Here is a 16,685-nt window from a genome sequence, read left to right as displayed (position 1 = left end):
ATCGTGTAAATACAGCCGTGTTAAGGTGCGGTGAACAGACCCAGCGTGCGTATAGTAACGCGCATGACTATACGTTTTCTACATATTGTGAGCTAAATCACTTTTTAGCCAGAGTAAACAATGGAACGACTTAAAGGCATGTCCATTTTCGCCAAAGTGGTTGAATTAGGTTCTTTTACCGCCGCGGCACGTCAGCTTCATCTTAGCGTTTCGTCAATCAGCCAAATTGTCGCCAAACTGGAAGATGAGTTGCAGGTCAAATTGTTAAATCGCAGTACGCGCAGTATTGGTCTGACCGAAGCAGGTAAGATCTACTATCAGGGCTGCCGCCGCATGCTGGCTGAAGCGTCTCAGGTGCACGAACAGCTTTATGCCTTTAATAATACGCCGATCGGTATTCTGCGTATCGGCTGCTCCTCCACCATGGCGCAAAACGTGTTGTCTGCAATGACCAGCGATATGCTACGTGAATATCCTGGTCTGAGCGTCAATCTGGTTACCGGCATTCCCGCGCCAGATTTGATCGCTAACGGCCTGGATCTCGTGGTCCGCGTAGGCGCGTTGCAAGATTCAAATCTGTTCTCACGCCGACTGGGCGCGATGCCGATGGTGGTCTGTGCCGCAAAAAGTTATCTGGCACAGCATGGTACGCCAGACAAACCGGGTGAAATCGATAATTTTTCATGGCTGGAGTACAGCGTACGCCCGGATAACACCTTTGAACTGGTCGCGCCGGAAGGGTTGGTGACGCGGCTGACGCCACAAGGGCGCTTCGTGACTAATGATTCACAGACGCTGATTCGCTGGCTGAAAGCCGGTTGCGGCATCGCCTACGTCCCCCTGATGTGGGTGATTGATGAGATTAACGCCGGGGAGATCGATATTCTGTTCCCGCAATATCACTCAGAACCGCGTCCGGTGTATGCGCTCTATACCGAGAAAGACAAGATGCCGTTGAAGGTGCAGGTATGTATCGATTATCTGACCGAGTACTTTAAGCAGGTGGCGCAACAGTATCAGCAGCATCGTAAGAGTTAACGGTCTGGGCGCCATACAGGGTGTCCCTACGATGCGCGAAACGACTATTTGTAAGGTGCGCCATAGGGAAACTCAGACTGTTCGATAATCTGTAGAGTCCGCCATGCGAACATCAACTTACGGTCATTCGTAGAGGCCGCCGTGGAATCATCAGACTCCACGGCCATTCGAAATGGTGCGTCATGGGGACATCAGACTTTACTGTCATTCGGAAGGTGCGCATTGATGCGCACCAGGAATGATTATGCAGTTCCGCCGACGGTGATTTTATCCAGCTTCAGGGTTGGCTGGCCGACGCCGACCGGCACACTCTGCCCCTCTTTACCGCACACGCCAACGCCTTTATCCAGCGCCAGATCGTTACCGACCATTGAGATCTGCTGCATCGCTTCAATACCGGAACCAATCAGCGTAGCGCCTTTCACCGGCGTAGTGACTTTGCCGTTTTCAATCAGATAGGCTTCTGAGGTTGAGAACACAAACTTGCCCGAGGTGATATCTACCTGACCGCCACCAAAGTTCGGTGCATAAATCCCGTACTCAACGCTGGAAATGATGTCCTGCGGCGTGGATTTACCCGCCAGCATATAGGTGTTGGTCATACGTGGCATCGGCAGATGCGCATAGGATTCACGACGCCCGTTACCGGTTGGCGGTACGCCCATCAGACGCGCATTGAGCTTGTCCTGCATGTAGCCTTTGAGCACACCGTTTTCGATCAGGACGTTATACTGGCCTGGCACGCCTTCGTCATCCACTGCCAGTGAGCCGCGCAGCCCTTCGATGGTGCCATCGTCAACCACGGTGCAGAGTTCAGAGGCCACCAGTTGCCCCATTTTTCCGCTGAAGACCGAAGTTTCACGACGATTGAAATCGCCTTCCAGACCATGACCGACTGCTTCATGCAGCAGCACGCCCGGCCAGCCAGCGCCCAATACCACCGGCAAGGTGCCCGCAGGCGCGGCCACGGCAGAGAGGTTCACCAGCGCCAGACGCACCGCTTCACGCGCCCATGCATCGGCACGGACATCACCGTTTTCATCGGCATAGAAGAACTCATAACCGGTACGCGCGCCGCCGCCGCTGGAGCCGCGTTCACGTTTACCCTGATCTTCCACCTGCACGCTGATCGACAGACGCACCAGTGGTCGGATATCCGCAGCCAGCGTACCATCGGTGGCCGCCACCAGCACCTGCTCGTACACGCCAGTCAGGCTGGCATTGACTTCCTGCACGCGCGGATCGGCCGCACGTGCCACGGTATCAACACGATGCAGCAGTGCAATTTTGTCTTCGCGCGTCAGGCTGTCCAGCGGATTCACCGGCGCATATAGCGAACGGTTGATCACAGCTGAAAGTGTATGCGCTTTGCCATTGCCCTGCTCACGAACAATACTGCGCGCGGCTTCAGAAGACTGGCGGAGGGCGTTCAGGGTGATTTGGTCTGCGTAAGCGAAACCGGTTTTCTCACCACTGATAGCTCGCACACCGACACCCTGGTCGATGTGGTAAGAACCATCTTTAATGATTTTGTCTTCCAGCACCCAGGATTCATGGAAACTGGACTGGAAGTAGAGGTCGGCATAATCCAGACGACGTTCTGAAAGCTGCCCTAACAGGGAAAAAAGGTCCTGCTGATTAATGCTGTTCGCAGCTAGTAACTGCTCACTTACCAGATTCAGAGTCATCGTTTCTCACTCATTATGTGCTCGGATAGTCATAGCCTGCGGCAATTCCCCGACGGCGTCAAATTCACTTCTTGTCGTCTTCGCGCGGTTTGCGCAGCACTTCATTGATTTCCGGTTTATCCAACGGTCCGCTAATGTGATAACGCAGTAGCGAGATCTTATTCCACAGCGGGCCCAATACTTTACTGGCGGCAAATACGGCGGCCCCGATCACCGGGTTGACCACAAAGGCCGTCGCCACCCCCACCGAAGCGGAGATCTCAGGGGCAACGACCGCTTCCATATCTATCTGGCGCTTCGCCAAATCAATTTTTCCCTGCATGGCGATATCCGCTTCAAGGCCATCGACCAGCAGGTTATCCGTGTGCATCACACCGTTCTCGATCCACGCCGTGCCGTTAATTGAATCGAAATAGAAGCCTTCACTGAAGGTGTCACTGAAATCGAAGCGCAGCTTGCGCAGCAAGGCGTCAAAACTCATCAGGCGTAACAACTGCCCCGCACGCCCGGTGTTCACATCCGCAATCTGGCCTTTGCCAAAATGGGTTTTCAGCGTACCGCTCAACGTTTCCGCTGAAGGCTGCCACGGGGCGGAACGCCAGTGCAGGTCATAATCCACGTTAAACGGCGCGTCACGAAGTGGGGTATTCATCCCAAACCAGTTAACGGCATCATTAATGTTTTTACCGCTCAGACTGCCTTTTAATGAGGTACGCTGATTGCCCGGCTTATTGACCCATTCTCCGTTGATCTTCAGCTTCGCACTGCCGGAATCCACGCTACCGTTAGTAAGTGCTAACGTATCTCCCTGCGGCTGTAATCTGGCCTGCATATGTCCAAACTTCTGCCCGCGCAGCCAGCACTCATCACAGTTTAGCTGCATCGCTGGCCAGTTACTGAAGTCTACTGTGCTGCTGTTGTCACCCAACGGCGAGGCGTTGTTGTCGCTGCTGTTCGCCCATTCTGGATTGTAGTAAAGATAGCTAAGGTCGATTTGCCATGGCGCATGCTGTGCGGTTTGCAAACTGCCACGCGCTTCGCGGCTTTCCAGCTGAAGTTGAGTGTTACCGGTCGGCCCTTGCGTGACGGTGGCATTAACGTCATGCCACTGCTGGCCACCGAGCATAAGTGCCGGTGTCCGCAGAGTCACATCGCCTGGTAACAGCGCGCCGCCGACTTCCGTTTCGCCCTGAGCATTACGCGAACCACTGCTTCCCGCCAATAGCCCCATCCAGGCTTCACCATCCAGCGGCGGTAAATTGAGTTCCATCCCGCGTTTTTCGGGCAGCTTCGGTGTGCTCTTCGCATCGTTGAGCCAGATGCCACGATCCACACGCAGCTGAGGTTCGAGAATCCAGCGGCTGTTAAAACGGTTATGCTCGCGCACGCTGCCGCTTAGCGTGAATCCTTTCAGATCACCGGTGGCGTTAATGGCGATGGGCATCGCTTCACCCGCCTGCTTATCCAGTGGCGAAGGTAAGTGACTACTTACTGTTTTTGCATCGCCCTGCAAATCGACTTTATAGGTCGCGCCCCCTTTGTGTGGCAGCGTGATGTCGACATTGCCCTGCCACGGCAGACTGCCGCTCAATTGACTGCTAACGCTGGTCGGCAACACTTTCAGTTTCGACGGTTGCCAGTCGCCCAGCAGCTTCACATTGACACCGAAGTTGTCAGGGTTTTCGGTAGTGGTAAAACTGACGCCAGTGGGCTGACCAAACCAGTTGGCCTGCATCTCTTCACTTTCGAGATTGCCGTTGTTGTAACGGAAACGTCCAGTGAGGTTTTCCAGCGTGGTGTTTAACGGCTTAATGTGCAGGCTGTTATTGTTAATCACCACATTACCGCTGGCATGAACCAATTCACCATCCAGCGGAATATTGAGATTCAATGAACCGCGCACATTGCCACCGATTTGCAACTGCTGCAGTGCCGCGCCCAACGTCGATTTCAGAGGCGTCTGTTCGAAGTAATCGGCAATCTGCTTGCCCTGACCGCTAAGATCGCCATTAATAATCAACTTCTCTTTGAGATAGTCGGGGATCACCGCGCTGACGTTACGCGCATCCACTTCCCCCAATTTGGTTTTCTCGGCTTTCATCCACAGGCCGTCGTTAACAAAATCGAGGTCGATATCGAGGTTTTCCAGCGCGGGCCAACCGGGCTGGAACAGGAAGGTGGATTGACGCAGCGGCACCCATACTTCAAACATGCCGTCATTGTGCTTAAACGGGAACAGGCTGGGATTACCGGCGAACAACAGCGTGGCATTGTCCACCTTCCCGCCTTTGATCGACTCGCTGAGGAAATGGGTCAGATCATGGCCCATTAGCGGTTCCGGGAAGTAGCGCCAGGCATCACCCGCATCGGTGACGCGAATGCCCGCCAGAATATTCAGCTGTGGCGCTTTGCCGATATTTTGCTGATAGCGGAAATCACCGCGCGCCCACAGGGAACGTGCCTGAACATCAAGATTCTGACCGTCCAGCGTCAGGCCGCTGGCATCGCGCTGCCAGTTCAGTTTGCCAGTGATCTGTTGAATTTGCAGTGGCGCCTGGAACATGTCGCCATAAGGCACTTCCGCTTGTCCCATCGCCACATCCAACCGACCGTTACTCACGCTGCCGCTGGCGGTACCGTTTAGATTGCTGATCCCTGGCAACAGCTCCCAATGCTGCCACGCCAGGTTGCGCCATTTGGCTTGCAGGCGGGTTTGTTCGGGCTGATTGAGCGGAATATCCAGCGCCAGCGCATCGATGTTGCCGCGCGGCTGCAATGCACGCCAGTTATCCAGTAACGCAGGGGATAAGGGTTTGAACAGCGGTACCAACGGTGCCAGACGCTCCAGATCCAGTTGCGTGGCACGCACACGCACCTCCGCACCACTGTTGGCGCCCAGCATCTGCTGGTCTTCCGGCTTCCACAGCAATGAGAAGTGTCCCGGTGCCCAGGCTATGCCATCGGTGCTGAGTCGGGTTTGCGGGACGGACAAACTCCAGCCATTTTGGAAACGCGCCAGATGCGCGGTTAAGCCATCAACCTGCAGTTGGTGATCGCCCTGTTCGCCGCGCCAGCGTGCACCGCCTTTACTGAGCAACAGGTCACCGGCGTAGACATCGCCATCACGCAGATTCACCCATGCCGCCAGGCTGAAACGGGCACTTTCGAGGCTGGTGTTGTCGCGCAGCCACGGACCGATCCACGGACGCACATCGACGTCATCCGCTTGCATCCAGATGCGGCCATCGTTGAGTAATCCGTTGGTATCGTTGAGATCGAGTCGCACCTGCACTACACCATGCTGACCGGTAAAGCTGGAGAGATTGACTTCCCCTTCCGCACGGTGACGCGTGCTTTCGTTGAGCCAGGTCAGGCGCGGAATCGCCAGCTCAGCGTGCTGGCCAGAGGGCGTGAGAAAACGGATGCTGCTATCACGCAGATCAAAGTGGTCAAACTGGCGCAGAAACAGATCGTTGATTTGCGCCGGCTTAAAGCTATTTTTTTGTTGATCGCTGGTGAGCAGCGGATGATTGGTTTCGAGACGCAGTTGCCAGAAGGTAAGATCACGGAACTGCCAGCGCCAGTGCAGCAGCGATTGCCAGACGTTAAGCGCCAGATTTACGCGGCCAATGGTGAGTTTGCCATCTTCCGGCATCACAACGTTGAGATTACGCACCTGCAGGGTTGGGCCGAAGTTCTCCCATTTACCCTGCAGCTCGCTGGCATCCACCGTCACTCCGCTGACGCGTGAAATCGTCTGCAGTATGTCGCTGCGATAGCTGTTGAGATGCGGCATAACGAGGCGCAACCCGCTGACCAGCAGCGCCACAATAACGATGATTGCGGCGAGCAGCAGTAACAAAATCCTCGGCAACCGCCTCACACACCTCTCCTTGCTTCCCGTTGAATAACGGCGTTCAGCCTCACGACTTACATCATGACGACGTCAAACTGCTCCTGAGTATAGAGCGGCTCAACATGGACTTTAACCTGCTTACCGACAAAGATTTCCACTTCAGCCAGCGCATGTGACTCTTCGCTTTTTAACGCCTCGCCCACTGCCGGGGAAACATAAACGAGGAAACGATCGGAATCATAAGCATGATGCACACGCACGATTTCGCGCATGATTTCGTAGCAGACCGTTTCCACCGTTTTCAGCGTGCCGCGCCCTTTGCACACCGGGCAATCGGCACAGAGCACATGTTCAATACTTTCCCGCGTGCGTTTGCGCGTCATTTCCACCAGACCGAGCGCCGAGAAGCCGTTGATACCGGTTTTCACCCGATCTTTGCTCAGCGCACTTTCCAGCGAATGCAGTACGCGGCGACGATGGTCGTCATTACTCATGTCGATAAAATCGATGATGATAATGCCGCCCAAATTGCGCAGACGCAGCTGGCGAGCAATCGCCTGTGTGGCTTCAATGTTGGTATTGAAGATGGTTTCGTCGAGATTACGATGCCCAACAAATGCACCGGTATTGATATCGACGGTGGTCATGGCTTCGGTTTGATCGATGATCAGATAGCCGCCCGACTTGAGTTCAACCTTGCGCTCCAGAGAGCGCTGGATTTCATTCTCAACATCAAACAGATCGAAGATTGGCTGTTTGCCGCTGTACAGCTCCAGCTTGCTGGCCATTTCCGGGATATATTCGCCGGTAAATTCCACCAGCAGATCGCAGGTCAGACGTGAATCAACGCGAATACGATCCAGCGCTGCGCCGGCAAAGTCGCGCAACACGCGCTGTGCTAACGCTAACTCGCCGTACAGCAGACAGCGCGTCTGGTTACGTTTCTTACGCTCGCTGACTTTGGTCCAGAGACGCTTGAGAAACGCGGCATCCTGCGCCAGGTCTTCCTCGCAGATGCCTTCGGCGGCAGTACGAATAATGAAGCCGCCGAGGTCGTCGCAGTAGGCGGAAACGACCGCTTTCAAGCGATCACGCTCCGCTTCGCTTTCAATGCGTTGTGATACTCCAACGTGTGATGCACCTGGCATAAACACCAGATAACGAGAAGGCAACGTAATATCAGTGGTGAGTCGTGCACCTTTGGTGCCGAGTGGATCTTTCACCACCTGTACCACCAGATCCTGGCCGGGACGCACCAGCTCGCTGATATCGCGTACGACAAAGTTTTTCTTCTCATCACCCGCCACGCATTCGGTGTGCGGCATGATGTCAGAAGCGTGCAGGAAGGCGGCTTTATCCATGCCGATATCGACAAACGCAGCCTGCATACCGGGCAACACGCGGCTAATGCGACCTTTATAGATATTCCCTACGATACCGCGCCGTGCTTCGCGCTCAATGTGAATTTCCTGCAGAATGCCGCCATCAATATAGGCAACACGGGTTTCAGAAGGTGTAACGTTAACCAGCAGCTCAGCCGTCATCTTGTCCCCTTAACGCACGCAGTGACTGAAAGTGGCTCAGCAACTCATTGGTTTCAACCAGCGGTAATCCCACTACGGCGTGATAGCTTCCATTAATCTTGCGGACAAAATTGCCGCCCAGACCCTGTATTCCGTACGCGCCGGCTTTGTCCATCGGCTCGCCGCTGGCAATATAGTGCGAGATTTCTTCTGCCGTGATATTGCGGAATGTCACGTCAGTGGTGACAAGGCAATCCAGCTCGCGTGCACTGTCAGCCAGCGCGACGGCGGTCATCACCTGATGCGTTTGCCCGGAGAGTTGACTCAACATCTGCGCTGCGTGTGCAGCATCGCGCGGCTTTTCCAGCACGTCATTGTTGAGTACCACGATGGTATCTGCACCCAGCACCGGTAAATCCTGCGGTGCGACCGCCACACCTGCGCGCGCTTTGTCCAAAGCCAGACGGCGCACATAAACTTCCGCCGCTTCCTCTGGCTGGCGCTGCTCTTCAACGTCGGTAATCAGGCGCTCAAACTGCAGACCCAATTGCGTGAGCAGTTCACGTCGACGCGGTGAACCGGATGCGAGATACAGGCTTATCATAGTCTTCCTTACTGAACAGCGAACTGACGGCGAATCTTTCTCATTAATAAGAATAGCCAGGGCCATAGAATGCCGTCGACCACACTGCTCCAGAAGATTTCCGGGCGGAATGAGACGTTGATGACCAGGAATTCAGCCCAGAAAACAATGACATCCACCGCGAGCGACAGCACCATAACCATTAATGCCTGCTGCCACAACGCCAGATTTCGGAATAGCTGAAATTTGAAGGCCACCAGATACGCGATGATGCTGAACGCCAGCGCGCGCACCCCCAGCGTCGAACCGGCCACCAGGTCCATCACGGCCCCTAAAAAGAAGCCTGTACCAACATTAACCCGGTGCGGTAATGCCAGAACCCAATAAACCAGGATCAACAAAAGCCATGAAGGCCGGAACATGTAGATTTGTTCCGGCCAGGGCATGATTTGCAGAATGAGGGCAATCAGAAAGGACAGCCAGATAACCCATCGGCCCTGGCTGCGATATCGACTCAAGGCTGGCCTCCGCGTGTGTTCGCTGGGATCCCTTGCGAACGACTGCTGTTAGCGGGTGCCGGCGGCCCCATTTGCTGCGTAGGCTGCATCATATCCGGTGCCGGTGGGCCCATTTCGCCTGCTGGCGGCAAGACCTGTGGCATCATCTGCATCAGACGCTCATTCGCCACGCGGTGAACTTCATCTGGTGCCATTGGCATGTCGCCATTCTTATCCGCGCCCCACAACAGCAGCAGGTAACGCAGACGTTGCAGGCCAGCCGTCGGATGCGCCTGAATCACGGTGTAGGCACGTTGGGTATCGACTTTCACGGAAGAGACCACTCCAACCGGGTAGCCTTCAGGGAAACGCCCGCCGAGACCTGACGTCACCAGCACATCGCCGACACGAATGTCGGTGTTGCCCGGCAGATGTTCCAGCTGCAAATCTTCACTGCAGCCGTTACCCGCCGCAATCACGCGAATATCATTACGTAACACCTGAATCGGCAACGCATGCGAAGCATCACAAATCAGCAGTACACGGCTGGTCACCTGACCCACAGCCACCACCTGACCCACCACACCTTTATCACTGATCACCGGCTGGCCTTCGTAAACACCGTTTACGCTGCCTTTATCGATAACCACCTGATCGGTATACGGATCGGTGCCGGTTGAAATCACCTGGGTCACCATCTTGTGCTCATCCTGACGCAGCGGCGAGCCGAGCAGCTCACGCAGACGTGCGTTTTCCTGCTTGTATTGCCCCAGCATCAGCAGGTCACTGTTTTTCAGGAAGAGCTCACGGCGCAGCGCTTTGTTTTCCAGCTCGAGCTGCTGGCGTGAAGCCAGCGTTTCTGAGACGCCGTCAAGAAGCTGTCGCGGCCCATTGGCCAGAAAATAAAATGGACTTACCGACGTGTCCAGGTAGTTGCGGATCTGGGAGAAGGAGCTCACGCGGCTGTCTGCGATAATAATCGCGATAGCCACAATGACTGCCAGAAAGAGACGCAACTGCAGGGAAGGCCCCCTGCTAAAAATCGGCTTCATAAATTCTGCGTGTTCCTCGACATCAGGGAAGAAGCGCCAGTCTTATGACTAACGCCTCCAGGGCTGGACGCATCTCGCCGTCGTGCGCAGCGTCGATAGGCGCGACTCCCTGCGCAATTTGACCACGGTCTCAGCCGATGAGGATTTACTCCTCGCTGAACAAATCGCCGCCGTGCATGTCGATCATTTCCAACGCTTTACCACCGCCGCGCGCGACGCAGGTCAGCGGGTCTTCTGCAACGACAACCGGAATACCGGTTTCTTCCATCAGCAGACGATCCAGATTGCGCAGCAATGCGCCACCACCGGTCAGCACCATGCCGCGCTCGGAAATATCAGAAGCCAGTTCTGGTGGGCACTGTTCCAGCGCGACCATTACTGCACTCACGATACCGGTCAACGGCTCTTGCAGCGCTTCGAGGATTTCATTGGAGTTCAGGGTAAAGCCACGCGGTACACCTTCAGCCAGGTTACGACCACGTACTTCAATTTCGTGTACTTCATCACCCGGATAGGCAGAACCAATGCCATGCTTGATACGTTCCGCAGTGGCTTCACCAATCAGTGAACCGTAGTTGCGGCGCACATAGTTAATGATAGCTTCATCGAAGCGGTCACCACCGATACGTACAGAAGAAGAGTAGACCACGCCGTTCAGGGAGATAACGGCCACTTCAGTGGTACCACCACCGATATCCACCACCATCGAACCGGTTGCTTCAGATACCGGCAGGCCTGCACCAATTGCGGCAGCCATCGGCTCTTCAATCAGAAACACTTCGCGCGCGCCTGCACCTTGTGCAGATTCACGGATAGCACGGCGCTCAACCTGAGTGGCGCCAACCGGTACGCAGACCAGCACACGTGGGCTTGGACGCATAAAGCTGTTGCTGTGCACTTGTTTAATGAAGTGCTGGAGCATTTTTTCAGTCACGAAGAAGTCGGCGATCACGCCATCTTTCATAGGACGGATGGCCGCGATGTTGCCTGGAGTACGACCCAGCATCTGCTTGGCGTCATGACCTACGGCCGCAACGCTCTTTGGCGAACCGGCACGATCCTGACGAATGGCAACCACGGAAGGCTCGTTCAGCACGATGCCTTGTCCTTTTACGTAAATCAGGGTATTCGCGGTACCCAGGTCAATGGACAAGTCATTGGAAAACATGCCACGAAATTTTTTAAACATACTAAGGGATAATCCTGCAAGCTGGGGGCGGAAAATAAAATCCGCCTACTTTACCAACCACGCGAAGCCGCTACAAGGCGCAAAAACGTTCTGCTTCGGTGAAAAAATACGCTGAATAATTTTTTGGGCCGATTCGCTTATCCCTGGCCGCCGTTAAATAGCGCTAAGCCGCCCTATTAAACGTAAATTCCCCCTTAATCACCGGGCGAATTTCGACATAAAATCTAACATTTCCAGCCATCATAAGCGCGGACGTAATCCACCAAAGGGCAGAAAAAGGCCCCTCAGCGCCACTTTACTGGCTGAAGACCTAAATTCGATAACGTTGTGAATGTTTTTTCACGTTACTGTTCACCGGCAATGATGGGGCAAAGAAGTCGCCCTGCCCACCTGCCACGCCCAGATTCGCCAGCGTTTGCCACTCCGCGCGCGTACGCACGCCCGCAGCAAAAACTTGTGTCGAGGTGGATTTGCACACTTCCAGTAAACTTTGCACAAATAACTGGTTTTCAGTACGACGTTCAATATTACGTACCAGCCCCGGATCGAGTTTGATCACTTCGATTGGGAACTGCTTGATATAAGCACTGCTCACCACGGTCATGCCCGCCTGATCCACCGCCACACGGCAACCAAACGCGGTCAACATTTGGAAAACCGGCACTAAGCGATTGATGTGTTGACAAACATCAGCCTCAGCAAGTTCAAATAAAAAACGTTTTCTTTGCGATTTTGTACATTGCAGCAAAAGCTTTTGCAGCCAGCGCTGGAATGGACGCTGTAATAAGGAGTCAATATTGACGGGTAACGCCAGCGTTTCATCAGGCCACACTTCAGAGAGTGCCGCGATTCGCGTCACCAGTTGGCGATCCCAACTGTCGGTCAAACCCAGTTGCAGCACCAGTGGCATAAACTCGGCCGACACCACTTCTTTGTCGCCATCGAACACGCGCGCCAGCATTTCACGGTGGTGCACTTTGCCATCCAGCAACACAGCCGGTTTTTGGTAAAGACGTGGGCCGCCGCGATTAAGCGTGTTTTCCAGCAGCGTTCGCCAGCGCACACTACCACGTCCCATGTCTAAGGTATTGCCTTCACCGACTGACCAACTGTTACCGCCCTGCAAGGCGGCACGACGGGTCGCCATCTCGACATTTTCCATCACCTGCGGCACGGTTTCTCCGCTGCGCCACGCGCTGATGCCAATGTGGATTAAATCATCGCGATCGACCATACGCATCGGCGGCAATGAGTCGACCGCGTTGATCAACTGATCGGCGATACTGTTGGCCTCTTTGAGCGTGCGGTGCGGCAATAACACGGCAAAATCGCTGCGGAAGTAGCGTGCCAGTAAAGCGCCTGGATATCGCAGAACAAATGTCGACAGCATATTAATCAGGTCAAACAGGTATTCATCCACCAGCGTTTGGCCCAGCGTTTCATGAAGCGTGTCGAGATCGGGCAGGCGCACCATCATCACCACGCCATGTGTGCCCACATCTTCCTGATCTTCCAGCAGCGTGGCTAACTGGTTATCGAAGAACAGGCGGTTATTCAGGCCGGTGCGTGAATCCTGTGCGGCAAACGTACGGATAAGCGTATCAATGCGCAAGCGCTGCTCGCCCGCTTCCTGAAGATCGTTAAGCAAAGTGTCAATGGCGCGACTGGCTTTTGGCGGCCATTCGGCATAATGGCCGACGTAGGGCACGCGCTCACCCGCCAGAATACGCTCGGAGCGAGCTTCTAAACGCTCCATGTGCTGCCAGCGACGATTGATCCAGCGATGCGTCATCACCAGTAAAGCCGACATAATCGCCACCACGCTGAGCAGGACAATCAGCGTATAGGCACCGGTAAAGGAACGGAACCAGGTTTTCGCAGGATCGAGTACCACTACACGCAGCTCAAGGCCGGGAGAGTGCACTAACGGAAGATCGAACTGAATAAAACGATTCGGCTCATCTTCGAGCATAGGATTTTCATGGCGAGCGAGTTGAAACACCACGGTATTGCCGTTATGCATCTCAATCTGTTCCGCATTGATCACCGGCATGATGCGCGTCAACCACTGCGTCAGTTCTTGTGGCGATTGCGTTGTCAGCGCTTTATCGACTTCGGTCGCTAGCGTATTGACGCGTGTTTCAACGCGTTGTTGCGATAGCCAGATAAAACTAAAAGCGCAGCCGACCAGCATCAATAACATTGCCAGTAAGCTTAATAATGTAATAAACGCAGAAAACTTAGTTGTTAATCGCATCCCTGTGCCTGTATCACTGCGGTTCTAAACGGTCGCCATCCGACGGCGCCAACCTGCTCATTGGCGTAAACCTGAGCAAAATAGCACAAAACATCGTCTGAATCAGCGCCAGACGCGCATCAAATTAGGCGGTGCGCCATGCTAATCGGACCTGCGGCGCGAGTATAGCCGCAAAGTGTGATGGCTTGCGTTTCACACGGGCTTTTTCGTCCTATTCTCAACAGAGCCCGCTTGCCAGGAAATTTCATATTTTTCCGGGCAAAGTGGCGTGTCCAGCGCGAGTTGATCATGCTGAGTACAACACCACCTTTTTCGCCGGAGAATGCCATGAAGCTGAAGCAATACCTTACCGAATCCGACGTGACGCCCGAGAGCATCTTTAATATGCGCCGCCGTCAGGTGTTGAAAGCGCTGGGATTAGGCGCCGCTGCGGCAAGTTTACCCGGCGCGGCGCAGGCAGATGTGCTGAGCTGGTTTAAAGGCAATGACCGTCCACCTGCCCCCGCAGGTCGCGATCTGCAATTTACCAAACCCGCGCAGTATCAGGCCGATCTGCCGATGACACCGTTTGACAAGGTTTCTGGCTATAACAACTTTTATGAGTTTGGTCTGGATAAGGCCGATCCAGCTGCCAACGCCGGCACGCTGAAAACTGAGCCCTGGCAGTTGCGCATTGAAGGTGAAGTGGCGAAACCGATCACGCTGGATATGGACGACATCTTTAAACGTTTTGCCATGGAGCAGCGTATTTATCGCATGCGCTGTGTTGAAGCGTGGTCGATGGTGATCCCTTGGGTGGGCTTTGAGCTGAATAAATTACTCAAACTGGCTGAACCCACCAGCAATGCCCGCTTTGTCGCCTTTCAGACGTTATATGCTCCGGACCAGATGCCAGGTCAGAAAGATCGCTTTATTGGCGGTGGGCTGGATTATCCGTATGTGGAAGGGTTGCGTCTTGATGAAGCGATGCACCCTCTCACACTATTAAGCACCGGCGTGTACGGTAAAGCGCTGCCGCCACAGAATGGCGCCCCGATTCGCCTGACGGTGCCGTGGAAATACGGTTTCAAGGGCATCAAGTCCATCGTTAAAATCACCCTGACGCGCGACCAGCCTCCTACCACATGGAACCAAATCGCCAATAACGAATATGGATTTTATGCCAACGTTAACCCCCATGTGAATCACCCGCGCTGGTCGCAGGCCACCGAGCGTTTTATTGGTTCCGGCGGCATTCTGAATGTCGAACGCCAGCCAACCCTGCTGTTTAACGGCTACGCTAAAGAGGTGGCTTCACTGTATCGCGGGCTCGATTTACGGGAGAACTACTGAGTGCGACTGACGTTACGCCATATCACCCTGTTAAAAGTGGTGCTGCATCTCGCGGCTTTCCTGCCGTTTGTGTATCTGTTTATGGCAGCCAGCCAGGGTTGGTTAAGTGCCGACCCGGCGAAAGATATCCAGCATTTTACCGGCAGAATGGCGTTAAAGTTGCTTTTGGCGACGCTGCTGGTGAGCCCACTCACGCGTTACCTGAAACAGCCTCTGCTGATTCGCACCCGCCGCCTGCTCGGCGTGTGGTGTTTTGCCTGGGCATGTTTGCATTTGACCAGCTATTACCTGCTGGAACTGGGTTATAACCACCTGCAACTGCTGGGTAGTGAGATCGTTTCACGTCCTTATCTGTTACTGGGTATGATCTGCTGGCTGGTGCTGTTTGCCCTCGCCATCACCTCATTTCAACGTGCCCAACGTAAGCTTGGCCGTCGCTGGCAAACCCTGCACAACGGCATCTATCTTGTCGCGATCCTCGCACCTATCCACTATCTTTGGTCGGTGAAAGTCTTCTCCCCGCAGCCCTGGATTTATGCGCTGGTGGCTTTAGTGCTGTTAGGTTGGCGTTACAATAAGTTGCGTAAACTTCTGCATCGATAATCCCCGCATGGTTGTCTTCCTGCTGTGAAATCTGATAAAAGGTGTGGCCTTCGGGCCGCATCCGATCAACTTCGCAGATAAGACCAGTATTTTGCTGCGAATTGCGACGAAACGGATATAATGCCCGGCTTTATTGCAAGCGAAGTCGTCTTTTTCACTCTCAGGAGTGACAAACGACAGATGTCGCGGTATTTTACGCGATGCCTTACTGATTGCAGGAGATAGCAGCAAGATGGCGCACGAATTTCACATACTGCTTTTAAACGGCCCCAACCTGAATTTGTTGGGAACGCGCGAGCCTGAGAAGTATGGGCACACCACGTTGGCAGAAATTGTCAGCGATTTGACCCAGCAGGCCGATCAGCACCATGTGAAATTGAGTCATTTGCAATCGAATGCAGAGTTTCAGTTGATTGATCGTATTCACGAGGCCCGTGGCAATGTGGATTACATCATCATCAACCCGGCTGCATTCACGCATACCAGCGTTGCACTGCGTGATGCCCTGTTGGCGGTTAGCATCCCTTTTATTGAGGTGCATCTCTCGAACGTGCATGCACGCGAGCCGTTCCGACATCACTCCTATCTTTCTGATGTATCTGCTGGCGTCATTTGTGGACTTGGCGCTGATGGATACTCATGGGCTTTACAAACGGCAGTAAAACGCCTGTCACATTCCAATTAAACAGAGTACGGAACCACACTCATGGATATTCGTAAAATTAAGAAACTGATCGAACTGGTAGAAGAGTCTGGCATCTCCGAGCTGGAAATCTCTGAAGGCGAAGAGTCAGTTCGTATCAGCCGTTCACCTGCGAACGCTGGCTATCCGGTCATGCAACAGGCTTATGCTGCGCCAGTGATGCAGCAGCCTGCGCTGGCGACCGCCGTTGCACCTGCAGCCGCTGCGCCGGCTGAAGCCGCTAAGCCGGAAATCACCGGCCACATCGTGCGTTCTCCGATGGTCGGCACTTTCTACCGTACCCCAAGCCCGGATGCGAAAGCCTTCGTGGAAGTGGGCCAGAAAGTCAACGCGGGCGATACCCTGTGCATCGTTGAAGCGATGA

General features: G+C 54.3%; 13 protein-coding genes. 5 read left to right on the top strand and 8 right to left on the bottom strand.

Annotated features, from left to right (window positions below; translation table 11 throughout):
• Positions 1 to 120 precede the first annotated feature (120 nt).
• Positions 121 to 1,038: an HTH-type transcriptional activator AaeR gene (aaeR, locus tag FD744_RS14540; protein ID WP_038644372.1), complete on the top strand. Its 918-nt coding sequence runs from the start codon at positions 121 to 123 to the stop codon at positions 1,036 to 1,038.
• 242 nt (positions 1,039 to 1,280) lie between these two features.
• On the opposite strand, the gene tldD is transcribed toward aaeR, so the two are convergent.
• From tldD to csrD, 8 genes are all read right to left on the bottom strand, one after another.
• A complete protein-coding gene (tldD, locus tag FD744_RS14535; RefSeq protein ID WP_038644371.1) occupies positions 1,281 to 2,726 on the bottom strand; it encodes a metalloprotease TldD in 1,446 nt (481 codons plus the stop codon).
• Between the two features lie 64 nt (positions 2,727 to 2,790).
• The gene (gene yhdP / locus FD744_RS14530; RefSeq protein WP_160868570.1) at positions 2,791 to 6,609 is read right to left on the bottom strand and encodes an AsmA2 domain-containing protein YhdP; all 3,819 of its coding nucleotides are present in this window, start codon (positions 6,607 to 6,609) and stop codon (positions 2,791 to 2,793) included.
• Between the two features lie 47 nt (positions 6,610 to 6,656).
• Positions 6,657 to 8,126: a ribonuclease G gene (gene rng, locus FD744_RS14525; protein WP_038644369.1), complete on the bottom strand. Its 1,470-nt coding sequence runs from the start codon at positions 8,124 to 8,126 to the stop codon at positions 6,657 to 6,659.
• Entirely contained in the window at positions 8,116 to 8,709 is a 594-nt protein-coding gene (locus tag FD744_RS14520; RefSeq protein ID WP_034830874.1) for a nucleoside triphosphate pyrophosphatase, read from the bottom strand. Before FD744_RS14520 ends, rng begins: the two co-directional genes overlap by 11 nt.
• A gap of 8 nt (positions 8,710 to 8,717) precedes the next feature.
• On the bottom strand, positions 8,718 to 9,206 hold the full coding sequence (mreD, locus tag FD744_RS14515; protein WP_034830875.1) for a rod shape-determining protein MreD: 489 nt from the start codon (positions 9,204 to 9,206) through the stop codon (positions 8,718 to 8,720).
• A complete protein-coding gene (mreC, locus tag FD744_RS14510) occupies positions 9,203 to 10,237 on the bottom strand; it encodes a rod shape-determining protein MreC (RefSeq protein ID WP_034830877.1) in 1,035 nt (344 codons plus the stop codon). The genes mreD and mreC overlap by 4 nt, the downstream gene beginning before the upstream one ends.
• A gap of 145 nt (positions 10,238 to 10,382) precedes the next feature.
• On the bottom strand, positions 10,383 to 11,426 hold the full coding sequence (gene mreB / locus FD744_RS14505) for a rod shape-determining protein MreB (RefSeq protein WP_007891976.1): 1,044 nt from the start codon (positions 11,424 to 11,426) through the stop codon (positions 10,383 to 10,385).
• Between the two features lie 310 nt (positions 11,427 to 11,736).
• A complete protein-coding gene (csrD, locus tag FD744_RS14500) occupies positions 11,737 to 13,683 on the bottom strand; it encodes an RNase E specificity factor CsrD (protein ID WP_160834438.1) in 1,947 nt (648 codons plus the stop codon).
• 327 nt (positions 13,684 to 14,010) lie between these two features.
• Here csrD and msrP point away from each other — a divergent pair, with 327 nt between their 5' ends.
• The 4 genes from msrP to accB all read left to right on the top strand — a co-directional run.
• A complete protein-coding gene (gene msrP, locus FD744_RS14495; protein ID WP_034831065.1) occupies positions 14,011 to 15,015 on the top strand; it encodes a protein-methionine-sulfoxide reductase catalytic subunit MsrP in 1,005 nt (334 codons plus the stop codon).
• Positions 15,016 to 15,618, top strand: coding sequence for a protein-methionine-sulfoxide reductase heme-binding subunit MsrQ (gene msrQ / locus FD744_RS14490; protein WP_034831066.1), 603 nt, complete (start codon positions 15,016 to 15,018; stop codon positions 15,616 to 15,618). It abuts the gene before it with no gap.
• A gap of 232 nt (positions 15,619 to 15,850) precedes the next feature.
• Positions 15,851 to 16,303 (top strand): type II 3-dehydroquinate dehydratase, encoded by a 453-nt coding sequence (aroQ, locus tag FD744_RS14485; protein WP_058959566.1) that lies wholly within the window; start codon positions 15,851 to 15,853, stop codon positions 16,301 to 16,303.
• A gap of 21 nt (positions 16,304 to 16,324) precedes the next feature.
• On the top strand, positions 16,325 to 16,685 hold a 361-nt coding region (gene accB / locus FD744_RS14480; protein WP_160868569.1), incomplete at its 3' end, for an acetyl-CoA carboxylase biotin carboxyl carrier protein.

Origin of the sequence: Pantoea sp. Taur (genome assembly GCF_009830025.1) — a bacterium.
GTDB classification, from domain to species: domain Bacteria; phylum Pseudomonadota; class Gammaproteobacteria; order Enterobacterales; family Enterobacteriaceae; genus Pantoea; species Pantoea communis.
The sequence above is the reverse complement of the archived record's forward strand: the minus strand, read 5'-3'. Positions and strand labels throughout refer to the sequence as shown.